Source organism: Streptomyces sp. NPDC031466 (assembly GCF_055581265.1).
The window spans coordinates 613837-636435 of the sequence record NZ_JBVIJT010000003.1; the positions used below are offsets into that span (position 1 = coordinate 613837).

At 72.5% G+C, this 22599-nt stretch carries 15 protein-coding genes; 14 read left to right on the plus strand and 1 reads right to left on the minus strand.

Features of this window, described 5'->3' with window-relative positions:
* Positions 1–3 precede the first annotated feature (3 nt).
* Positions 4–1728 carry a chitinase gene (locus ACZ5GP_RS08520; RefSeq protein WP_468750067.1) on the minus strand — a complete coding sequence of 575 codons (1725 nt, stop codon included), beginning with the start codon at positions 1726–1728 and terminating at the stop codon, positions 4–6.
* A gap of 910 nt (positions 1729–2638) precedes the next feature.
* On the opposite strand from ACZ5GP_RS08520, the gene ACZ5GP_RS08525 reads away from it, so the two are divergent.
* From ACZ5GP_RS08525 to ACZ5GP_RS08590, 14 genes are all read left to right on the plus strand, one after another.
* Positions 2639–4117 (plus strand): sugar transferase, encoded by a 1479-nt coding sequence (locus ACZ5GP_RS08525; RefSeq protein WP_468750068.1) that lies wholly within the window; start codon positions 2639–2641, stop codon positions 4115–4117.
* Positions 4118–4190: 73 nt separating this feature from the next.
* Positions 4191–5507 carry a nucleotide sugar dehydrogenase gene (locus ACZ5GP_RS08530; RefSeq protein ID WP_468750069.1) on the plus strand — a complete coding sequence of 439 codons (1317 nt, stop codon included), beginning with the start codon at positions 4191–4193 and terminating at the stop codon, positions 5505–5507.
* Positions 5497–6777, plus strand: coding sequence for a glycosyltransferase family 4 protein (locus ACZ5GP_RS08535; protein ID WP_468750070.1), 1281 nt, complete (start codon positions 5497–5499; stop codon positions 6775–6777). Before ACZ5GP_RS08530 ends, ACZ5GP_RS08535 begins: the two co-directional genes overlap by 11 nt.
* On the plus strand, positions 6774–8168 hold the full coding sequence (locus tag ACZ5GP_RS08540) for a Wzz/FepE/Etk N-terminal domain-containing protein (protein WP_468750071.1): 1395 nt from the start codon (positions 6774–6776) through the stop codon (positions 8166–8168). Before ACZ5GP_RS08535 ends, ACZ5GP_RS08540 begins: the two co-directional genes overlap by 4 nt.
* Positions 8165–9733, plus strand: a complete 1569-nt coding sequence (locus tag ACZ5GP_RS08545; protein ID WP_468750072.1) for a Wzz/FepE/Etk N-terminal domain-containing protein — start codon at positions 8165–8167, stop codon at positions 9731–9733. The genes ACZ5GP_RS08540 and ACZ5GP_RS08545 overlap by 4 nt, the downstream gene beginning before the upstream one ends.
* Positions 9734–9736: 3 nt before the next feature.
* Positions 9737–11665, plus strand: a complete 1929-nt coding sequence (gene asnB / locus ACZ5GP_RS08550; protein WP_468750073.1) for an asparagine synthase (glutamine-hydrolyzing) — start codon at positions 9737–9739, stop codon at positions 11663–11665.
* A gap of 24 nt (positions 11666–11689) precedes the next feature.
* Complete coding sequence (locus tag ACZ5GP_RS08555) at positions 11690–13894, plus strand: bi-domain-containing oxidoreductase (protein ID WP_468750074.1); 2205 nt, start codon at positions 11690–11692, stop codon at positions 13892–13894.
* Positions 13891–15867 carry an alginate lyase family protein gene (locus ACZ5GP_RS08560; RefSeq protein ID WP_468750075.1) on the plus strand — a complete coding sequence of 659 codons (1977 nt, stop codon included), beginning with the start codon at positions 13891–13893 and terminating at the stop codon, positions 15865–15867. Before ACZ5GP_RS08555 ends, ACZ5GP_RS08560 begins: the two co-directional genes overlap by 4 nt.
* A complete protein-coding gene (locus ACZ5GP_RS08565; RefSeq protein ID WP_468750076.1) occupies positions 15864–17381 on the plus strand; it encodes a right-handed parallel beta-helix repeat-containing protein in 1518 nt (505 codons plus the stop codon). Before ACZ5GP_RS08560 ends, ACZ5GP_RS08565 begins: the two co-directional genes overlap by 4 nt.
* Position 17382: 1 nt before the next feature.
* On the plus strand, positions 17383–18675 hold the full coding sequence (locus ACZ5GP_RS08570) for an O-antigen ligase domain-containing protein (RefSeq protein ID WP_468750077.1): 1293 nt from the start codon (positions 17383–17385) through the stop codon (positions 18673–18675).
* Between the two features lie 8 nt (positions 18676–18683).
* A complete protein-coding gene (locus tag ACZ5GP_RS08575) occupies positions 18684–19928 on the plus strand; it encodes a glycosyltransferase (protein WP_468750078.1) in 1245 nt (414 codons plus the stop codon).
* Entirely contained in the window at positions 19925–21160 is a 1236-nt protein-coding gene (locus tag ACZ5GP_RS08580; RefSeq protein ID WP_468750079.1) for a class I SAM-dependent methyltransferase, read from the plus strand. The genes ACZ5GP_RS08575 and ACZ5GP_RS08580 overlap by 4 nt, the downstream gene beginning before the upstream one ends.
* Complete coding sequence (locus tag ACZ5GP_RS08585) at positions 21157–21951, plus strand: glycosyltransferase family protein (RefSeq protein WP_468750080.1); 795 nt, start codon at positions 21157–21159, stop codon at positions 21949–21951. Before ACZ5GP_RS08580 ends, ACZ5GP_RS08585 begins: the two co-directional genes overlap by 4 nt.
* Positions 21948–22598, plus strand: a complete 651-nt coding sequence (locus tag ACZ5GP_RS08590; RefSeq protein ID WP_468750081.1) for a PIG-L deacetylase family protein — start codon at positions 21948–21950, stop codon at positions 22596–22598. Before ACZ5GP_RS08585 ends, ACZ5GP_RS08590 begins: the two co-directional genes overlap by 4 nt.
* Position 22599 lies beyond the last annotated feature (1 nt).

Below are 22599 nucleotides of genomic sequence, written 5' to 3' on the forward strand. Positions count from 1 at the left end.
GGTTTACGGCAGGCCGTGCACCTTCGGGCCGACGGCGTTCGACCAGGCATGGCCCGCCGTGGCGTCCCAGTTCGTGGACCACGTCATGGCGCCGCGCAGCCCCGGGTACGTCTTCGACGGCTTGAAGGAGCCGCAGCCGGTACCACGGGTCAGGCAGTCGAGGGCGTTGTTCACGACCGAAGGGGCCACGTACCCGCTGCCCGCGCCGCGCGTCGACGCCGGGACGCCGAGGCCGACCTGTGACGGATCGAGACCGCCCTCCAACTGGATGCAGGCGAGCGCGGTCAGGAAGTCCACGCTGCCCTGGCTGTAGACCTTGCCGTCACAGCCCAGCATCGAACCGCTGTTGTAGTACTGCATGTTGACGACCGTGAGGATGTCCTTCACGTTGAGCGCCGTCTGGAAGTACGCACCGGACGTGGACTGCATGTCGATGGTCTGCGGCGCCATCGTGAGGACCAGCTTCCCGCCCGCCTTCGCCGAGAGCAGGCGCAGCGCCTTGGTCATGTAGGTGGGGTTCAGCCCGTTCTCCAGGTCGATGTCGACGCCGTCGAAACCGTACTCCCGCATCAACGCGTAGGCGCTGTCGGCGAACGCCGTCGCGGAGGCGTCGCTGTTGACCGAGACGCTGCCCTTCTCGCCGCCGACCGAGAGGACCACGGACTTGCCGGCGGCGTGCTTCGCGGCGATGTCCGCCTTGAAGTCGGCGGTGGAGGCGTAGCCGACGGCCGGGTCCAGGGTGAAGGCGAGCCGGCCCGGGGTGCTGGTGGCGTCGGCGAAGGAGACGGCGATGATGTCGTACTGCGGCGACACGTCCCGCAGCTTCTGCACGGTCGCGCCGTTGTCGAAGTTCTGCCAGTAGCCGGTCAGCGCGTGCTTGGGCACGACACCGCCGTCACCGTCGCCGCTGCCCTTGGCGGTCCTGACGGACACCGCCGTGGACTTCGCGGACTCGCCCGCCGCGTTCGTGGCGCTGACCTGGAAGCTGTACGTGGTGTCCGGCGCGAGGCCGGTGACGGTCGTGGCGGCGCCGCCGGGGGAGGCGACCTTCGTGCCGTCGCGGTAGACGGTGTACCCGGTGGCCGTGGACACCGGGGACCAGGACAGGTCCACCGACGTGGACGTGGTCGTGCCCGCCGTGAGGCTGCCCGGCACCGCCGGTATCTCCACCGGATCGGTGCCACCGCCCCCGTCGGGCCCGAAGACGCTCACATCGTCCACGAGGTACGCGCTCTGCCCGTACCAGCCGTGCGTGTACACGGTGACCGACGTGCTGTTCGCGCCGGTGGTGAAGGTGGTGGTCAGTTGCTGCCAGGACGAGTTGCCCGGGGTCCAGGTCGACACGTCGGTGGTGCCGGTGCCCCGGACCCCGAGGTAGGCGTAACTGCCCTGCACCCAACTGCTCAGCTTGTAGGTCGAGTTCGGCTTCACCGGCACGACCTGGGAGCACTCGGCGGTGTCCTGGCCCGACGGGGTGGCCTTCAGTGCCTTCGTGCCGCCGTGCACGGGGGAGGTGACGGCGGCGCCGCTGTTCGCGGTGCAGGTCCAGTTGCTCAGGCCCGACTCGAAGCCGGCGTTCTTGGCGACGTTGACGTCCGCCGCCGCGGTGTTCGCCGACTGCGCGGGAGTGGCGAGCGCGGTGACGGTGAGCGCGGCGGCCGCACCCACGGCGACCGCCGCGCCGATTCTCCGGCGAACGCCGGATGTGCCCTGACGTACACGGTCCACGGGGTGCCTCCAGGGAGAGGTGAGGAAGTGACCGGACGGCAACCGCCGCCGCTGTGCGCCAAGTTGGTCCAGACCAATAGAGTTGTCAAGGCCCTGGGGAGGGTGGACCCCGCGCCGGGCCGGCGCCCCGAAGGCCGCCGTGTCATCGCCGTCTGCGACCGCGACCTGCCTCGCATTGCCGTCTGCGACCGCGACCTGCCTCGCATTGCCGTATGCGACCGCGGCCTGCCCCGCATTGGTGTCTGCGACCGCAGCCTGCCCCGCATTCGCCGCATCGGCCGGGCGTGCGGTCCGCGATCGCCTCTGACGTGGCGGCATGCTCACATTCGGCCGCTCCTCGCCGCCCCAAAGGACCGGGCTATGGGGCTCGGAATCGGCCAGCTTCAAAGCTTGGGCACAAGTTACACACATCCCCTCTCCATACCGGCTCCGATGGTCTAGATTGACCGTGCTTCAGCAGTTCCTCGGCGCGGGGACAGCCGCTATTCGCGACTTCGTGCCGTGCGTGGGGGTGATCGATTACGGGTGCCCGAGAGGGCCTCGGGTGCAGGGGGTATCCGAGGTTTCCACGGGTTTCCGCCTGTGTCGGGAGTTCGGCGAGTCGGGCGAGCCCGGCGTCGCCGAGACATGTTGTTCAAGCAACAAATGTGCCCTGTTCAAGTAATTCGGCGACGCGGTAATTCGTCCGCGACGCGGTGATTACGTCAGTAATGGCTGAGACGGCTGTGACTGTCGAGGCGGCCGGGACGTCAGATGCGGGAGGCGAGGCCTCCCGGGGGAGAAGCAGCGCGGTGCGGGAGGCGGGGGCCTCCCGGGGAGGAACGGCGCGGCGCGGGAGGCGGGGGTGCCTTCCGAGGGAGCAGCGGGGTCGGGCGAGCACGTCGAACCAATGGTGACCTTGGGGGGTCCTGTGCAACAGGGGGAATTAGTCAACCCGTTTCCGTCGGCACGCGGGCATGTGGCGGACGGGGCGATCAGTCGGTCCGTCGACGACTGGGAGCAGCGGTACCGCCGTGCGGTGATCACCAGCGACACCGTCGGCACCGCCTTCGTCGTGGCATCCATCGGCATCTTCTTCGGGGCCAGGGACGCGGCCAACTGGCACGAGAAATGGGGAATACTCGCATTCGGCACCGAACTTCTGGTGCTGGCGGCCCTCGCGCTGAGCCGGGCGTGGGCTCCGGTCGTACTCGGCCAGGGCGCCGAGGAATTCCGCCGGCTCGGCCGCTCGCTGTTCACGGCGGTCGTCGTACTCGCGCTCGGCGGAATCGCCCTCACCTCGCGCAACATCAAACTCTGGATCTTCGTCGCCGTACCCGCCATCGCGCTCGTCACCATGACGCAGCGATATCTGCTGCGTCTTCGGCTGCACAAACAGCGCAATGAAGGGCGGTGCCTGCGACCGGTGCTCGCCGCCGGGAGCGTCGCCACCGTGCTCGATCTGATCGCCCGGTCCCGCAGATTCCCGCACCTCGGCTGGCGCGTGGACGCGGTGTGCACGACGGACGGCCTCGGGACGCACGGCGACCAGCTGGACGGAGTGCCGGTCGTCGGCCGGCTGACGGACGTCGCGGGCCACGTCCGCCGCGACGGCTACCGGGTCGTCGCGGTCACCCCGGACCCGCACTGGTCACCGGACCGGCTGCAACGGCTGGCCTGGAACCTGGAGGGAAGCGACGCCGAAATGGTCGTCGCCCCCGTCCTGATGGAGGTGGCGGGACCCCGGCTGCACGTCGACGCGGTGCTCGGCATACCGCTGCTGCGGGTCAGCATGCCGACCTTCACCGGGGGCCGCCGCGTGGTCAAAGAGGTCGTCGACCGGCTGGGCGCGGTGCTCCTGCTGCTGCTGTTCGCGCCGCTGATGGTGCTCGTCGGGCTGCTGGTGCTGGCCGACAGCCGGGGCGGGGTGGTCTACCGCCAGCGCAGAGTGGGCAAGGACGGCCGGGAGTTCACCATCTTCAAGTTCCGCACCATGGTCGCCGGCGCCGACCGCGTCCGCGCCGAACTGGCCGACCGCAACGAAGGCGCCGGCCTGCTGTTCAAGCTCCGCAGCGACCCCAGGGTGACCCGGGTCGGCACGGTGCTGCGCCGGTACTCCCTCGACGAGCTCCCGCAGCTCTTCAACGTGCTCACGGGATCGATGTCGCTCGTCGGCCCCCGGCCGCCGCTACCGGAGGAGTCCGCCGCGTACGGCCCGGACATCCGGCGGCGGCTGCTCGTCAAGCCCGGGCTCACCGGCCTGTGGCAGATCAGCGGACGCAGCGACCTGCCGTGGGACGAGGCGGTCCGGCTCGACCTGCGCTACGTGGAGGACTGGTCGCTCGCCCTGGACGCAGTGATCTTGTGGAAGACGCTGCGCGCGGTGCTCCACGGACAGGGGGCGTACTGATGCGCGGGCAGCGCCGGGAGACCGGCGCACGGACGGCGGGCCGCGAGGGCCCGCCCGGGGGGAGGAACGCGTCATGAGGGTAAGCGTCTTAGGGCTCGGTTACGTGGGCTGCGTGTCGGCCGCGTGCCTGGCGGGCAAGGGCCACGAGGTCATCGGCGTCGACATCAACCAGGTGAAGGTCGACCTGGTCAACCAGGGCAAGGCCCCCGTGGTCGAGGAGCGGATCGGCGAACTCACCGCCGAAGCCGTGCGGAGCGGGGCGTTGCGCGCCACCACCGACGTCCGCGAAGCGATCATGGGCAGCGACGTGTCGCTGGTCTGCGTGGGCACACCGTCGGCACCCAACGGCAGCCTGTGCACCACCTACTTGGAGCGGGTCACCGAGCAGATCGGCGCCGCGCTGGCCGAGCGCGGCGGGCGGCACACCGTGGTGTTCCGCAGCACCATGCTCCCCGGCACCTGCCTGAACCTGCTGGTGCCGATCCTGGAGAAGTACGTCGGCGGCACGGCCGGGGTCGACTTCGGGGTCGCGGTCAACCCCGAGTTCCTGCGCGAGGGCACGAGCGTGCGGGACTTCTTCGACCCGCCCAAGACCGTCGTGGGCGAGCTGGACCCGGCGAGCGGTGACGCGGTGCTCGCGCTGTACGAGGGCCTGCCCGGCGAGGTGTTCCGGGTACCGGTCGCGACGGCCGAGGCGATCAAGTACGCGGACAACGCCTTCCACGGCCTCAAGATCGGCTTCGCGAACGAGCTGGGCGCGGTCTGCCAGGCGCTCGGCGTGGACTCTCACCAGGTGATGGACGTGTTCCTGGCCGACCGCAAACTGAACATCAGCCCCGCCTATCTGCGGCCCGGCTTCGCCTTCGGCGGCTCCTGCCTGCCCAAGGACCTGCGCAGCCTGGTCCACGCCGCACAACGGGCCGACGTCTCGGTGCCCATCCTCTCCCACGTGCTGCCCTCCAACTCCGCCCATCTGCAACGCGCCGTGGAGCTGGTCGAACGCACCGGCCGGCGCAAGGCGGGCCTGTTCGGACTGTCCTTCAAGCCCGGCACCGACGACCTGCGCGAAAGCCCGCTCGTGGAGCTGGCGGAGAGGCTGCTCGGCAAGGGCTACGACCTGAAGATCTACGACGCCAACGTCAGCCTGTCCCGGTTGCTCGGCGCGAACCGCGAGTACATCGAGACCCGGCTGCCGCACCTCGCGCAGCTGCTCGCGGACTCCGTCGAGGAGGTGCTGGAGCACGCCGACGTACTTCTGGTCGGCACCAGGGACCCGGCCGTCGTCTCGGCGCTGCCGCACGGCGAACAGCCGGCCATCGTCGATCTCATCCGCCTTCCGGACGCCGAGGCGCGCCGGACCGAACCGGGGTACATGGGCCTTGCTTGGTGACACGACGTCCGGTGACATGGCCGGCGGCGACCGGCCGGGCCGGCGCGCTCTGATCCTGGTGGAGAACCTGTCGGTGCCGTTCGACCGGCGCGTGTGGCAGGAGTGCACGACGCTGCGCGACGCGGGCTGGGAGGTGCACGTCATCTGTCCCCGCGGGCACAAGCGGGACACGGAGGCGGAGACGGAGATCGACGGGGTGCGGATCCACCGCTACCCGTTGCGGGCGGCGACCGGAGGCCCGGCCGGCTACCTGCGGGAGTACGGCACGGCGCTGTGGCACACGGCCCGTCTCGCCCGCAAGGTCGGCCCGGTCGACGTCGTGCACGCCTGCAACCCGCCCGACCTGCTGTTCCTGCCCGCGCTGTGGCTCAAGCGGCGCGGCGCGCGGTTCGTCTTCGACCAGCACGACCTGGTGCCCGAGCTGTACCTCTCCCGGTTCGACCGGGGCGAGGACCTGCTCTACCGCGCCGTGTGCGCGCTGGAACGGCTGACCTACCGGGCCGCCGACGTCGTGCTCGCCACGAACGAGAGCTACCGGGACGTCGCCGTGCGCCGCGGCGGCGTACGGCCGGAGGACGTCTTCGTGGTGCGCAGCGCACCGGACACCGACCGGTTCCACCCCGTACCGCCCGAGCCCGAACTGAAGCGCGGCAAGCCCCATCTGCTGTGCTACCTCGGCGTCATGGGCCCACAGGACGGGGTCGACTACGCCTTGCGGGCCCTCGCGAAGCTCCGTGACGACCTGGGGCGGACCGACTGGCACGCCGTGTTCATCGGGGCCGGCGACGCCTTCGACGCGATGGTGGAACTGTCCGGCAGGCTCGGGCTCTCGGACCAGGTGCGGTTCACCGGGCGCATCTCGGACGCCGACCTGGCACGCCACCTCTCCACCGCGGACGTGTGCCTGTCGCCCGACCCCTGCAACCCGCTCAACGACGTGTCCACGATGAACAAGGTCCTGGAGTACATGGTCATGGGCCGGCCGATCGTCTCGTTCGACCTGCGGGAGGCCCGGGTCTCGGCCGGCGACGCCGCCCTGTACGCGTCCGGCGACGACGAGGGCGAATTCGCCGCGCTCATCGCACTGCTCCTCGACGATCCGGAACAGCGGACCCGCATGGGCAAGATCGGCCAGGAACGGATCGGCGGGCAGCTCTCCTGGCGCAACTCGCAGGCGTCACTGCTGGCGGCTTACGCCGCTGCCTGCCGGAACCACACCCCGGTGTCGCGGAACCGCCCGGCCCGGGCGCCCAGGAGGCCGCACCGTTGAGCGATGATCCGATACGCCTGGCCACGATCGGGCGGATCCTCCGCCGGCGCCGACGGCTCCTGGCCGTCCTTCTCGTGCTGGGCGCACTCGTCGGCTTCGGCGCCTCGGTGCTGTTCCCGCCGCGCTACACGGCGTCGGCGTCCGTCCTGCTGCCCGGCCAGTGGGAGGAGCGCGAGCTGCTCACCCAGGCGGAGATAGCGGCCAGTTCGGCGGTGGTCGACCGGGCGGCCGCGACGCTGCGCTGGACGGACGGCGGCGGCGACCTGCGGGACCGCGTCGGCGCCAAGGCCGCCGACGGGAACATCATCAAGATCTCGGGCACGGCCGACACCCCGGAGCGCGCGCAGCAGCTCGCCGACCGGGTGGCCCAGCAGTTCGTCACCTTCGCCGCGCGGATCGGGGGCGGCGAAGGCGACCCCGAAGCCGTCACGGGGCCCGAGGCGCTGCGCCGGAAGGTGGCCGAGACCAACCGCCGCATCACCGAACTGGCCGAGACGGCCGACCCCGGCAGGACCGTCGAGAGCGTCCAGGCCCGCACCGCGCTGGAGAAGCTGCGCGCCTCGCTGGAGGAGGCCATGAAGAAGCTGGACAAGGCCGACCCGGCGTCCAACACCGCCGGCATGGTCGTCATGGGCCCGGCGCCCCGGCCGACCGGCGAGGCCCCGCCGACCAGGACGCAGCTCATCGCCGGCGGGGCACTGCTGTTCTTCCTGCTCGGGATCGTCGGCCATCTGACCGCCGCACGGACGAACCGCCGGCCGCGCACCGAACCGGAGATCGCCGCGGCCCTCGGCTCGACCCCGCTGGGCACCGTCGACGTGCCCGAGGAACGCCGCCCGCACCGACCGAAGGAGCCCGGCCCCCGGGCCCGCGTACGCCGACTGCTCGGCCTCGACATCCGGTGGGACGTGCCCGCCCCGCAGAAGTCCGGCGACGAGGACGCCAGGCGGCTGCGCTACCGGCGGGTCCGCGCCCGCCTGCGCCTTCGGCTGCCCGTCCCCCGAGGGCTGCTCGTCGTCGTACCGCAAGGCGACGACATTGCCCGCCGGGCCGCCGGGCAACTCGTCGCCGAGGCCCGCGACGAACCGCACCCGAACTCCGTGAGCGGACAAGGCCCCACGCTGCGCGTGGTGGAGGTCTCGATGTCCCGGCCGATGGTGCCGGACCGCGACACCGAGTCCGGCGCCGTGGTCGTCCTGAGCGCGGGCAGCTGGACCACGCAGGAACTCGCCGGTGTCGCCGAGGCGTGCGCGGACGCCGGCCACGAGGTCGTCGGCACCGTCGTCGCCGCCCCGGTCCGGGCCCGTGCGACACCATCGCCCGGCCCGTCGCCGCGGGACGCCGGTCCGGCCCTCGCGGCCCGTGGCCAGGCGCCGGGAGGTGCGGCGTGACGACGAGTGCGACACCCGAGCCGCCGGCATCCGCCCCGCTGCTCGACCTGCACGCGTTGGTGGTGGCGGTGCGCAGGCGCCGCCGCCTCTGGAGCGCCATGGCGCTGCTGGGGCTGCTCATCGGCGCCGCCGTGGCGGTACTGCTGCCGCCCCCGCCGAGCGCGGTCACCAAGGTTCTGGTCACCCACAAGGAGGACCAGCCGAACGACACCGGAACGCTGATCCGCACCGACGTCGAGCTGCTGGGCACTACGCGGATCGCCGGAAAGGCCCTGAAGATCCTCAGGTCCCCGAAGAGACCCGAGGACTTCCTCAAGGACTACCGGGGCACCGGCCTGACCAACAACCTGCTCCAGATCGATGTGACCGGCGACAGCGAAGCGGACGCCGTGGCCCGGGCCGAGGCGCTGGCCGACGCCTTCGTCGCGGACCACGTCCGGCGCATGCGGGAGACCGCGACAGCGGAGGCCAAGGCCCTGCTCGACCAGCGTGACCGCATGCGGGGCGAGCTGGCCCGGGTCAACAAGGCCATCGGCCTCCAGCCGGAGAGCGACCCGGCGGCCTCGGCGAGCATCGAGACCCTCTTCGCCCGCCGGGCCGAACTCAACTCCCGGATCGCCGACTTCGACCAGCGCGCCGCGGAAGCGCGCACCGGCACCCCGAAGCTCGTCGCCGGCACCCAGATCGTGGACGCACCGCGCGCGGTGCGGCACTCCCTGCCCCGGGCCGCCGCCACCGACGCCGTGATCGGACTGGTCCTCGGGCTCGTCCTCGGGCTCGTGGTGGCCGCCGTCGGCGCGGTGGTCGCGGACCGCCCCGTGCTGCGCCGGGAGATCGCGGCCAACCTGGGCGCCTCGGTCATCGCGGAGCTGCGCCCGACCTCCCGCCGGCCGACCGGACCGTGGCGGCGCCGACGGACCCGGACGGCACACGAACGGCTCACCACGACCCTGGCCCGCACCGTGCGCGGCTCCACGGAACCGGTGTCCCTGCTGGAACTGGGCTGCGCGCGCAGCACGAGCGTGCTCGCCCTGGACCTCGCCGGGGCACTGGCGGCGGAGGGGCCGGTGGCCGTCGTCGACGGCCTGCCCGGACCCGAACTCGACCGGGCCCGCAAGCATCCGCAGGGCCCGAGCGTGGTCGCCGGCGAACAGGCCGCGGCCCTGCCGCGCCACGTGCGCCGGCTCGGCGTCGGCTCGGTCGCGCCCGGCACGGCGTGGACCGACCTGCGGTACCTCGGCGGCAGGGCCGTGCTCGTCGTGCGCGCCGGGCACGGCAGCGCCGCCTGGCTGCACACCGTGGCCCGGCAACTCGCCGACCAGCGCATCCCGGTCATCGGCGTGGTGCTGATCGACCCCGACCCGCGCGACCGTACCGACGGCACGCTGTGGGACGGGGCGTACACCGCGCTGCGCGGCCATCACGAGGCGGCGGCCCGGCAGAGCGAGACGGGCAGGCCGCGGACGGAGCGGTCGGCCCGGCAGAACGGGACGGGACAGGGACGGACGGAGCGGCCTTCGATGCCGGCCGCACGGGTCCCGGACAGCGACCAGGAGGCACGGTAGAACATGTGTGGCATCGCAGGCACTTACCTCTGGCCGGACGGAAAGGCCGTCACCGACCGGCTCACCGATGTCCTCGCCCACCGCGGCCCGGACGGAGCGGGCCGCTACAGCCACGCCGCCGGTGACGGCGAAGTACACCTCGGGCACCGCAGGCTGGCCATCATCGACCTGTCCGGGACCGGCGCCCAGCCGATGGTCTCGGGCGGCCTCGCCCTGACGTACAACGGCGAGCTGTACAACGCGCCCGAGCTGCGCGCCGAACTGGCGGCCGCCGGGGTGCGCTTTCGCGGCACCTCCGACACCGAGGTGCTCCTGGAGGCCTGGCGGCGCTGGGGCACCGACTGCCTGCCCCGGCTGCGGGGCATGTTCGCCTTCGCCGTCTTCGACGAGCGCACCGGTGAGCTGGTGCTCGCCCGCGACCAGCTCGGCATCAAGCCGCTGTTCCTGCTCCGGCGCGGCGCGGGCCTGATGTTCGCCTCGGAGCTGAAGGCGCTGGCCGCCGTGAACGGCGGGTCGCTGGAGCTGGACCAGGCGGCGCTGGTGGCCTCGCTGCTGTACTACTGGGTGCCCGACTCGCGCTGCGCGTTCCGCGAGGCGGAGAAGCTGGCACCGGGCAGCTGGCTGCGGTGCCGGGCCGACGGCCGGGTGGAGCGCGGCCGGTACTGGAACCTCAAGGAGGTCGCCGCCGAGGGCCGCGAGCGGGCCCGCGGCGGCGAGCAACCGGACCTCGCCGCCGTCATCGAGGACTCGACCCGCCGGCATCTGCTCTCCGACGTGCCCGTGGCGACCTTCCTCTCCGGTGGCCTCGACTCCAGCTACCTCACCGCCCTCGCGGCCCGCCACCGGCCCGGGATCTCCGCGTACACGATCGGATTCCGCGCCGAGGACGCCAAGTTCGAGGCCATGCCGGACGACCTGCGCTACGCCCGGCAGGTGGCCGAGCAGTTCGGCGTCGACCTGCACGAGATCGAGATCGCCCCGAACGTCCTCGACCTGCTGCCGCGGATGACGTACCACCTGGACGAGCCGATCGGCGACCCGGCCGCGATCAACACGTTCCTGATCTGCTCGGCCGCCCGGGAGGCCGGCGTCAAGGTGATGCTCTCCGGGATGGGCGCCGACGAGCTGTTCGCCGGGTACCGCAAGCACTTGGCGAACGTGCTGGCACTGCGCTACCAGCGCGTGCCACGGCCCCTGCGGCGCGGCCTGTCCGGGGCCGTGAACCGGTTGCCGGTCGCCACGGCCCGCCGGGGATACCGGTCGGTGCGCTTCGCGAAGCGGTTCCTGTCCTTCGCGGAACTTCCGGAGGAGACCGCGTTCCGGCGCAGCTACACCATGTACGACCGGGACGAGCTGCTCGCCCTGATCGACCCGGACCTGGCCGGGACCGTCGACGACGTGCTGACCGAGCACGCGGACGTCTACGCGGACAACGACCTGGACGACTTCGTGAACCGCATGTGCCTGGGCGACGCCCGGCTGTTCCTGCCGGGCCTGAACCTCGCCTACACCGACCGCTCCAGCATGGCCGCCTCGACCGAGGTGCGGGTGCCGTACGTGGACGTCGAGGTGGTCGAGGCGGCGTTCGCCGTGCCCGGTGACCGCAAGATCGTGGGCCGGCAGGGCAAGGCCGTCCTCAAGGAGGCGGCCACCTCCGTCCTGCCCCGGGAGATCGCGTACCGGCCCAAGGGCCTGTTCAGCGCCCCGCTGCGGGCCTGGATGAGCCGGGACCTCGCGCCCCTGGTGCGCGAGGTGGTGAACGACGGCCTGCTGGTGCGTTCCGGCTTCCTGCGGCGTGACGCGCTGGCGCGGATGGTCGCCGAGGACGCCGCGGGGCAGCGGGACTTCTCCAAGCACCTGTGGCACGTGCTGACGCTCGAGTACTGGTATCGCGGCGCGACCTCTGGCTCCGACCAGAGTCGAGCGGCTTGACGGCGTAGAGACAAGAGGACTTCGGTGAAACAGGTCGTACAGAACTACAAGAGCGGCGAGCTCGCGGTGCTCGACGTGCCCGTGCCCGCGTGCAAGCCGGGCGGTGTGCTGGTCCGCAGCGCCTATTCGCTGATATCCACCGGCACCGAGCTGATGAAGGTGTCCGAGGCCGGCATGTCGATGGTCGGCAAGGCCCGCTCCCGCCCGGACCAGGTGGCCAAGGTGATGCAGAGCGTGGCCACCAACGGGGTGCCCGCCACCTACCGCAAGGTGATGGGGAAGCTCGACTCCTACACACCGCTCGGCTACTCGCTGTGCGGGATCGTCGAGCAGGTCGGCACCGGGACCGATGACGTGGCGGTCGGCGACCTCGTGGCCTGCGCCGGCAACGAGCACGCGCTGCACGCCGAGGTGAACTGGGTGCCGAAGAACCTCTACGCCCGGCTGCCGGACGGCCTCGCGCCGCGCCACGCGGCCTTCGGCACCGTCGGATCGATCGCCTTGCAGGGCGTCCGCCGCGGCGAGTCCCAGCTCGGCGAGGTGGCGCTGGTCATCGGCCTCGGGCTGATCGGGCAGCTCGTGGCGCAGCTCCTGACCGCCTCCGGGGTCCGCGTCGTCGGGGTCGATCCCGACCCGGAGCGCTGCGAACTGGCCGCCCGCCTGGGCGCCGTGGCCTGCGGCGATCCCGCCGCCCCTGCCGTGGAGGCCGCCGTCGCGGAGCTGACCGGCGGCCACGGCGTGGACCAGGTGTACCTGGCCGCCGGCGGCACCGGCAACCAGCCCGTGGAGCTGGCCGCCCGGCTCTGCCGGGACCGCGGCCGGGTGGTCGACATCGGCAAGTGCCGCCTGGACCTGCCGTGGAACGCGTATTACGAGAAGGAGCTGGACGTCCGCTTCTCCCGCAGCTACGGCCCCGGGCGCTACGACCCGGAGTACGAACTGGAGGGGCGCGACTACCCGATCGGCTACGTCCGCTGGACCGAGCGCCGCAACCTGGCGTGCTTCCTCGACCTCGTCGCCCGCGGCCGCGTCGACGTGGAGCCCCTGATCTCGCACGTCGCCGACTTCGACGAGGCCGTGGAGACGTACCGGCGGCTGAAGGACGGCGACCTCAAGGCTGTGGCCGTCCTGTTCCGCTACCCCGCCCCGGCTGCCGCGTCCGCGCCCGAGGCCGAAGCGGCACCACCGGCGCTGACCGTGCCCGAGCCACGCCGCGACGGCACGCGGTCCGCACCGGCCCGAACCGCCGGCACACCGGTGCGCCTCGCGTTCGTCGGCGCCGGAAACTACGCCACGTCGATGCTGCTGCCGCACCTGGCGCAGCGCGACGGCGTCGCCCTGTCGACCGTCGTCACCACGACGGCGCTGTCCGCGGCCAACGCGAAGCGGAAGTTCGGCTTCGCCGAAGCGACCACCGACCTCGACGCCGTGCTCGGCGACAAGTCCATCGACGCGGTGTTCGTCGTCACCCGGCACAGCTCGCACGCCGAGCTGACCCGCCGGGCACTCCTCGCCGGCAAGGCGGTGTTCGTGGAGAAGCCCCTGGCCCTGGACGAGGAGGAACTGGCCGGCGTGCTGGCCGCGGTGGAGGAGTCCGGCAACGACCGGCTCCAGGTGGGCTTCAACCGCCGGTTCGCGCCGCTGCTGCAAGAGGCCGCGAAGCGGTTCGGGGACCGCACTGGGCCGGCGCACCTCCGCTACCTGGTCAACGCGGGCCGCCTGGCGCACGGCAGCTGGTACCTGCGGGAAGGCACGGAGGGCTCCCGGTTCGCCGGTGAGGGCGGCCACTTCATCGACACGGCGAGCCGGCTGCTCGGGGCCGACCCCGTCTCGGTGTACGCGGTCGCGTCCTCCGGCAACGACGACCTCCAGGTCCTGCTGCGCTACCCCGACGGGTCCACCGCCACCATCAGCTATGTCACCACGGGCCCGGCCGGTTTCCCCAAGGAGACGCTGGACATGGTCGCCGACGGCCGCGCGCTGCGGCTGGACGACTTCGTCCGGGCCTCCGTCCACGACGGCAGCCGCAAGCGGTGGGTCAGCTCGCGGCTGCCCAAGGCCCGCGACAAGGGCCAGTGCGCCGAACTGGCCGCGTTCGTCAGGGCCGTGCGGACCGGCGGACCGATGCCGGTGCCGCTGTCGTCCCTCGTCGCCACCACGGCGGCCACCCTCGCGGTGCCCGCCGCCCTGGCCGCCGGCGCGCCGGTGACGCCGGCGAGCGCGCGATGACCATGAGCGCGGGCTGGTACCTGCGGCGGCTCTCCCGGATGGGGCCGGGCGAGATCGGCGGCCGGGCGCTCGACGCCGTGCGCAGGCGGCGATGGCGGTCGGCCCGGCCGGCCTGCCCCGTCGTGCGCGGCGCCCGGTTCACCTCGGGGCTGCCCGCGGGGACGCTCGCCGCCGTGCCGCCGGACGCCGCCAAACGCCTCGTCGCCGAAGCGGACCGGCTGATGGCCGGGCACGTCGCGTACTTCGGCGTGGACCGCGACGACCTGATCCACCCCGACTGGTCGTACGACCCGAAGACCGGGCGCCGCGCTCCCGGGGGCCACGCCTTCGACGTGCCGTACCGCGACGAGGACGCCGTCGGGGACATCAAGCAGATCTGGGAGCTGTCCCGGCACCAGTACCTCACCGTGCTCGCCTGCGCCTACGCGCTCACCGGGGACGAGCGGTACGCCGAGCGGGTGGCCGAGCACCTGCGGTCGTGGTGGGCGGCCAACGCGCCGCTGCGGGGCGCGCACTGGATCAGCGGCATCGAGCTGGGCATCCGGCTCCTGTCCTGGGTGTGGGTCCGCCGGCTGCTCGACGGCTGGCCGGGCGCGGTCGCGCTGTTCGAGGACAACCCGGTGGCCGTCAACCAGATCTGGCACCACCAGCGCTGGCTGGCCGCCTTCCCCAGCCGGGGCTCCTCGGCGAACAACCACGTCATCGCGGAGGCCGCCGGGCAGGCCGCGGCGGCCTGCGCGTTCGACTGGTTCGACTCCTCGGCGCGGTGGCGGGCCGACGCACTGCGGTCGCTGGACCGGCAGCTGCGCGCCAACACCTTCCCCTCGGGCCTCAACCGCGAGCTGGCCTCCGAGTACCACGGCCTGGTGCTCGAACTCGGCCTGGCCGCGGTGGCCGAGGCGGATGCCGCGCACGTGCCCGTCCCCGCCACCGTACGGCTGGTGCTGCTGCGGATGACCGACGCGCTCGCGGCCGTGGTGGACGGTCGACTGCGGCCGCCGCGCCAGGGCGACGCGGACGACGGACACGGCCTGGTCCTCGACGGCCCCGGCACCGACCGCTGGGCCTCGCTGCTCGCCACCGGGGACGCCGTGTTCGGCCGCCTCGCCTGGTGGCCGCGGATGACCGGCACCGACGTGCGCACCCCACTGCTCGCCGCGCTCATCCGGCCCCACGCCGAGGCCGGCGCCGCTCCCGCCGTGCCGCGCCCGGCGAGCCGGCCAGGGCACTTCGCCGACGCGGGCATGACCATCCTGCGCGGCCCGGCGGGCATCTGGTGCCGCTGCGACGGCGGCCCGCACGGCTTCTTGTCCATCGCCGCGCACGCCCACGCGGACGCGCTGTCCGTCGAGGTCCGGCACGACGGCGTCGACGTGCTCGCCGACCCGGGCACGTACTGCTACCACGGGCAGCCCGTATGGCGGCAGTACTTCCGCTCCACCCTCGGCCACAACACCCTGCAACTGGACGGCGGCGACCAGTCCGAGTCCGGCGGCCCCTTCCTGTGGACCCGCCACGCCCGCACCCGCGTCCTGGCCGCCGACACCTCCGGCGGGGACGTGGCCCGCTGGTGCGCCGAGCACGACGGTTACCGGCCGTCCGTGCACCGCCGCCGCGTGGAGCTGACCGCCGCGAGCCAGGAGCTGCGCATCATCGACGAGGTGCGCGGCCCGCGCCGGGACGCCCGCCTCGCCTTCCACCTCGGACCGGCGATCACCGTGGACCTGACGGGCAACCGGGCCCGGCTCACCTGGACCCAGGACGGCGAGGACCGCTCCGCGGTGCTCGACCTGCCCGAGCGGCTGGACTGGCGCGCGCACCGCGGCGAGAGCGATCCGCCGCTCGGCTGGTACTCCGCCGGTTTCGGACGCAAGCAACCCACCACCACGCTGATCGGCACCGGCTCCACCGACGGCGTGCCGGGGTTCACCACCCTGCTCACGTTCCACGACCAGGGGGGCGCGAGGGGATGAGATGGCGCAACTGGGCAGCGCCCGGGGCGGCCCTCGCCCTGCTGGCGAGTGGCTGTGTCGGCACCCCGGACACCCCGGCGCAGCCGACCGCCGCGCCCGCCGCGCCCGGGGCCCGCACCGTGGCCCGGGTGTGCGCCGAGCCCGCCGCCGCGCCCGCGAAGGCACCGGCGGGCGCCGTGACGGTCGACCCCGCCAAGACCGGTGACCTCGCCGCGAAGACCAAGAAGAACCCCCCGCACACCACGTTCTGGCTGCGGCCGGGCAAGCACAGGCTCAAGCCCGACCGCTACGCCCAGGTCATCCCGAAGAAGGGGAACCACTACCTCGGCGCGCCGGGCGCGGTGCTCGACGGCCGCAGGACCAACCAGTACGCGTTCGGCGGCAGTGCCCGCGACGTCACCATCCGCCACCTGACCGTGCAGCGCTTCGTGGCCCCGCCGGACGAGGGCGTCGTCAATCACGACTCGGCCGACGGGTGGGTGATCGAGCACGCCAGGATCCAGCACAACTCCGGTGCCGGGCTGATGGCCGGGGACCGCCAACGAGTCCGGGCCAACTGCCTGCGCGGCAACGGCCAGTACGGCATGAACGCCTACAAGGCCACCGGCCGCATCACCGGTCTGGTGGTCGAGGGCAACGAGATCGTGGGCAACAACACCGGCGACTGGGAGCGGCGGCGCAAGGGCTGCGGCTGCACCGGAGGCGTCAAGTTCTGGGCCGTCGACGGCGCCGACGTGCGCGGCAACTGGGTGCACGACAACCGCGGCACGGGGCTGTGGGCGGACACCAACAACAACGACTTCCGCATCGAGGGCAACGTCCTCGAGGCCAACGACGGAGCCGCGCTGATCTACGAGACCAGCTACAACGCGGTCATCCGGAAGAACACGATCCGGCGCAACAACTGGGTCGAGGGCCGCACCTACGCCGACCGGGGCGACACCTTCCCCTTCGGCACCCTCTACGTGTCCGAGTCCGGCGGCGAACCAAGGGTCCGGGCCCGCACCGACAAGATCGAGATCTACCGGAACCTGCTGGAGGACAACTGGTCCGGGATCACCCTGTGGGAGAACGCCGACCGGTTCTGCAACAGCCCCGCCAACACTTCTTCCGGTGACTGCACGCTGCTGGTGAAGAAGACGGACCGCTGCGCGCGGCCCGCGATCGCCACCGCACCGCTCTACGCCGACTGCCGGTGGAAGACCCAGCGCGTGGACATCCACCACAACCGCTTCACGCTGGACAAGTCCGTCGTCACGTGCACAAACAAGTGCGACCGCATGGCGGTCCTCGCCAACTACGGCACCTACCCGAAATGGTCGCCGTACCAGGGCGAGCGGGTGGCCGAGGCGATCACCCGCAAGCAGCACAACCGCTGGCACGACAACGCCTACCTCGGCGCGTGGACGTTCGTCGCCCACGACCCGAGCCGGGTGCTCGACTTCGGGCAGTGGCAGGCCGCGCCCTACCGGCAGGACGCGGGCAGCACCCTCGACCAGAGGACCGGTGGTTGAGATGGGCCCGGACCCGCGGCTCGGCACCCGGCCGGGCGGACCGGACACGGTGGGCACGCGGCCCGGCGCCGCACCGCGCGCCGCCGGCACACCGAGGATCGTCGGCATCGTCTGGGGCCTGCTGGTCCTCAACACGCTCGGCTCCGCGGGCGCCAGGACGATCGTCCCGCTGCCCCGCTCCCTCATCCAGATGGTCACCATGGGGGCGCTGGTCGCGGCGTTCGCGCTGGCGCTCGCGGTCAACCTCCGGTTGCGCATACGGCCCAGCGCCTACGTCCTGCTGCTCACCCTGCTGCTCGTGCCCAGCGTGATCTCCAGCGTGAACCTGGAGTCCGGGTTCGGCGCGCTGTTCCGCTGCGGACGGCTGGCCCTCTTCGTCGCCACGCTGTGGCTGCTCAGCCGCTGGTGGGACGGCGGCCCGACCTTCGTACGGCACCACATACGGATGTACTTCGCGGTGCTCGGCTCGGTCGCCGCCGGGGCGGCCATCTCGCCCGGCGCGGCCCTGCCCGAGCTATACGGCGGACGCCTCGTCGGCGCGCTGTGGCCGCTCACCCCGCCGCAGATCGGACAGTACGCCGCGGTGATCATCGGGCTGACCGTGCTGCTCCTCCTCGGCCGCCGCGCCGACCGGGCCGGCGCGGCGGTCGTCATCGTGCCCTCGCTCGTGCTGCTCGCGCTCACCCACACCCGTACGGCCACGCTCGGCCTGCTCATCGGGCTGGCCGTGGCGATCGGCTCGCTCGTCATGACCAGCGCCGCCGCCCGCCGGTTCTTCGCCTGGGCGGTGCTGTGCGCCGCGGTGGCCGCGGTGGGGTTCGCCCCCGCGCTGCGGGCGTGGTTCCTGCGCGGGCAGAGCGAGGAGAACCTCACCAGCCTCACCGGCCGGGCCAAGGTCTGGGACGCCCTGCTGGCGGCGCCCCGCACGACCGGGCAGGAACTGTTCGGCATGGGCCTCGGCGACAAGTCGTTCGGCGGTCTGCCGATCGACAACAGCTGGCTGGCGGTCTACCACGAGCAGGGCTGGACCGGCGTCACCCTGGTGGCCGCGATCATCGTCGTCCTCGGCGGCGTGGCGTTGCTGCGGCCGCCGTCACTGGCCAGGGCCTGCGCGCTCTTCCTGATCAGCTACTGCGCGATCGCCTCGTACACCGAGGCGGGTCTGGGCGACGCGTCCCCCTACCTGCTGCATCTGGCCGTGGCCGCCTCGCTCCTCGCCGCACCCGCCCAGTGCCCGCCCGCCCCGGCGCCCGAAGTTCCCCGACGACACGTCCCGCGATGGGCCAGGAGGTGACCGCAGGCATGCACGTTCTCGTGGTGCACAACCGCTACTCCTCGGCGCAGCCGAGCGGAGAGAACAACGTCGTCGACCAGGAGACGGCACTGCTGCGCGCGGCCGGCCACCGGGTCGAGCTGTTCGAGCGGCGCAGCGACGACATCGCCGCCACGTCCCTGCCGGGCAAGGCCGCGCTGCCGCTCCTCGTGCCGTGGAACCCGGCGGTCCGCACGGAACTCGCCGCCCGGCTGCGCGCCGAACGCCCGGACGTGGTCCACGTCCACAACGTCTTCCCGCTGCTCTCGCCCTCGGTCCTCGCCGCCTGCGCCGACGCCGGGGTGCCCGCGGTCGCCACGCTGCACAACTACACCCAGGTCTGCCCGCCCGGCACGCTCCAGCGGGACGGCCGGCCGTGCACCGAGTGCGTCGGGGCGGCGCTGCCGCTGCCCGCCGTCCGGCACGGCTGCTACCGCGACTCGCGGCTCGCGACGGTGCCGCTCGCGGTCAGCCTGGCGGTCAACCGGCGCCGGTGGTGGACCGGCGTGGAGCGGTTCCTGTGCATCTCCGCGGCGCAGCGCGACGTCCTGGTGCGGGCCGGCATGCCCGCCGAACGCCTCGCGGTCAAACACAACTTCGTGCCCGACCCGGACGTCCGCCGCTCGGGCGCCGGCGAGCACCTGCTCTACCTCGGCCGCCTCGCGGAGGCCAAGGGGGTGCGGCTGCTCATGGCCGCGTGGGACGAGATCACGGCGGGCGGCGGCGTGGGCGTACCGCTCGTGATCGCCGGGGCCGGGCCGCTGGAGCGGGAGGTGACCGCCTGGGCGGCGGGCCGGCCGGACGTGCGCTGCGTCGGCCTGTACGACCCGGCGCAGTGCCGTCAGGCCATCGCGCGGGCGGTCGCCGTGGTGGCCCCCTCGACATGGCTGGAGGCGTTCGGCCTCGTCGTCGTGGAGGCGATGGCGGCCGGCGTCCCGGCCGTCGCCGCGGGGCACGGCGCCTTCGTGGAACTCGTCGAGGACGGCGTGGCCGGACTGCTGCACCGGCCGGGGGAGTCCGGCTCGCTCGCGTCCTGCCTGCGCCGGATCACGGCCCAGCCGGCCCGCAACCAACAGATGGGCCAGGCGGCCCGGCGCCGGTACGAGCGGGATTTCAGCCCGGCCGTCGGCCTGGAGCGCCTGGTGGAGGAGTACCGCACCGCGATCGCGGGTCGGTCGGCACTGGCTCGCGGCGGGGACACCCGCGCGAACAGGGGGGATGGGGACAGCACATGACACGATGCAGGCTCTGCGGCTCCGAGGCGATGGCGAGCGTCGTCGACCTCGGGGCGACACCACCATGTGAGAGCTTTCTCGCCGCGGACCAACTGGACCGGCCGGAGCCCACGTACCCGCTGCACCTGCGGGTGTGCACCGACTGCTGGCTCGCGCAGATCCCGCCGCTGATCACGCCGGAGGAGACGTTCAGCGAGTACGCCTACTTCTCCTCGTACTCGACCTCCTGGGTGGAGCACGCGGGCACGTTCGTCGCCGACGCCGTCCAGCGCCTGGCCCTTGGTCCCGAAGCCTTCGTGGTCGAGGTCGCGAGCAACGACGGATACCTGCTGAGGCACCTGGTGGACCGGGGGATCCGCTGTCTCGGCATCGAGCCGTCGGTGAACGTCGGCGCGGCGGCACGCGAGGCGGGCGTGCCCACGCTCACGGAGTTCCTGAGCCCGGACACCGGCACGGCCGTCCGCGCCGAGCACGGCCCGGCGAACCTCGTCGTGGCCAACAACGTGTACGCGCACATCCCCGACGTCATCGGATTCACCCAGGGCCTGCGCTCCCTGGTCGCCGACGACGGGTGGGTCTCCATCGAGGTGCAGCACCTGCTGACCCTGATCCGGGAGAACCAGTACGACACGATCTACCACGAGCACTTCCAGTACTACACGGTCGCCTCCGCGATCCGGGCCCTGGCGAGCGGCGGACTCACCCTGGTGGACGTCGAGTCGCTGCCCACGCACGGCGGCTCCATCCGGCTGTGGGCCCGGCCGGCCGAGGTGGCCGGCGAGCCGTCCCGGCGGGTGGCCGACCTGCTGAGCGAGGAGAAGGCCGCCGGTCTCCAGGAGCTGTCCGGCTACACCGAGTTCTCCGCCCGGGTGGCCAAGGTCCGCCGCGACCTGCTGCGGTTCCTCGTCGAGGCCGCCGAGCGCGGCGAGACGGTCGTCGGCTACGGCGCCCCGGGCAAGGGCAACACCCTGCTCAACCACTGCGGCATCCGGCCCGACCTGCTCCCGTACACGGTCGACCGCAACCCCTACAAGCACGGCCGGTTCACCCCCGGCACCCGTATCCCGATCCTGCCGCCCGAGCAGATCGCCGCCGACCGGCCCGACTACGTCCTCGTCCTGCCCTGGAACCTGCGGGCCGAGCTGGTCGAGCAGCTGTCCTTCGTCCACGAGTGGGGCGGCCGCCTTGTCTTCCCCGTCCCGGAACTGAGCATTGTCGAGGTCAACTCATGAAGGTCGTACTGTTCTGCGGCGGTTACGGGATGCGGATGCGCAACGGCGCCGCCGACGACGTGCCCAAGCCGATGGCGATGGTCGGCCCCCGACCGCTGATCTGGCACGTCATGCGCTACTACGCGCACTTCGGGCACAAGGAGTTCATCCTGTGCCTGGGCTACGGCGCGCACCACATCAAGGACTTCTTCCTGCACTACGAGGAGACGACGTCCAACGACTTCGTGCTACGGGGCGGCAAGACGGAGCTGCTGTCCACCGACATCGCCGACTGGACGATCACGTTCGCGCAGACGGGCATCGAGTCACCGATCGGGGAGCGGCTGCGCCGGGTGCGCCACCACCTGGACGGCGACGAGATGTTCCTCGCCAACTACGCCGACGTGCTCACCGACGCCCCGCTGCCCCAGATGATCGAGCAGTTCGCCGGGCGCGACGCCGGGGCGTCGATGATGGTGGTGCCGCCGCAGTCCTCGTTCCACTGCGTGGAGCTGGGCGAGGACGGACTGGTGGGGGGCATCACCGCGGTGAGCGAACTGCCGCTGTGGGAGAACGGCGGCTACTTCGTGCTGCGCCAGGAGGTCTTCGACCACATACCGGAGAACGGTGACCTGGTCGCCGACGGCTGCCACCAACTCGCCAAGCGCGGACGGCTGGTGGCGCACCGGCACCGCGGCTTCTGGAAGCCCACCGACACCGTGAAGGAGCGGGCCTCGCTCGACGCCGCCTACACCCGCGGCGACCGCCCGTGGGCCGTGTGGGAACGAGACGGCGCCGGGGTGGGCGCGTGATCCGGCTCGGTACCGCGCGACGTATGGAGCGGATCGTGGCGGTGGGCGCGCACTGCGACGACATCGCCATCGGCGCCGGCGGCACCCTCCTCGCGATGTGCCTGGCCCGGCCCGGTCTCCGCGTCGACGCCATGGTGCTCTCCGGCGGTGGCGGCGAGCGGGAGCAGGAGGAGCACGCCGCGCTCACCGCTTTCTGCCCCGACGCCGAACTGCGGTTGAGCGTCCTGAAGTTGACGGACGGCCGACTGCCGGCGCAGTGGGAGGAGGCCAAGGCCGCGGTCGAGGAGCTGCGCGCGGGGACCGAGCCCGATCTCGTGCTCGCACCGCGCACCGACGACGCGCACCAGGACCACCGCGGCCTGGCGAAGCTGATGACCACCGCGTTCCGCGACCACCTCGTGCTCGGCTACGAGATCGCCAAGTGGGACGGCGACCTCGGCCGCCCGGCGGCGTACCAGCCGCTGTCACCGCGGATCGCCGAGGAGAAGGTGCGGCTGCTCCAGGAGCACTACCCCTCACAGCGCCACCGGCCCTGGTACGACCGGGAGGCCTTCCTCGGTCTGGCCAGGATCCGCGGCATCGAATGCCACGCCCGCTACGCCGAGGCGTTCGCCGTCACCAAACTCACGCTCGATCTGGGAGATTGAA

What these genes read in the sequence shown, in the direction of transcription:
- ACZ5GP_RS08530 (WP_468750069.1), top strand. Translation starts at nt 4,191, where the DNA reads ATGAGGGTAAGCGTCTTAGGGCTCGGTTACGTGGGCTGCGTGTCGGCC.
- asnB (WP_468750073.1), top strand. Translation starts at nt 9,737, where the DNA reads ATGTGTGGCATCGCAGGCACTTACCTCTGGCCGGACGGAAAGGCCGTC.
- ACZ5GP_RS08560 (WP_468750075.1), top strand. Translation starts at nt 13,891, where the DNA reads ATGACCATGAGCGCGGGCTGGTACCTGCGGCGGCTCTCCCGGATGGGG.
- ACZ5GP_RS08565 (WP_468750076.1), top strand. Translation starts at nt 15,864, where the DNA reads ATGAGATGGCGCAACTGGGCAGCGCCCGGGGCGGCCCTCGCCCTGCTG.
- ACZ5GP_RS08570 (WP_468750077.1), top strand. Translation starts at nt 17,383, where the DNA reads ATGGGCCCGGACCCGCGGCTCGGCACCCGGCCGGGCGGACCGGACACG.
- ACZ5GP_RS08575 (WP_468750078.1), top strand. Translation starts at nt 18,684, where the DNA reads ATGCACGTTCTCGTGGTGCACAACCGCTACTCCTCGGCGCAGCCGAGC.
- ACZ5GP_RS08580 (WP_468750079.1), top strand. Translation starts at nt 19,925, where the DNA reads ATGACACGATGCAGGCTCTGCGGCTCCGAGGCGATGGCGAGCGTCGTC.
- ACZ5GP_RS08585 (WP_468750080.1), top strand. Translation starts at nt 21,157, where the DNA reads ATGAAGGTCGTACTGTTCTGCGGCGGTTACGGGATGCGGATGCGCAAC.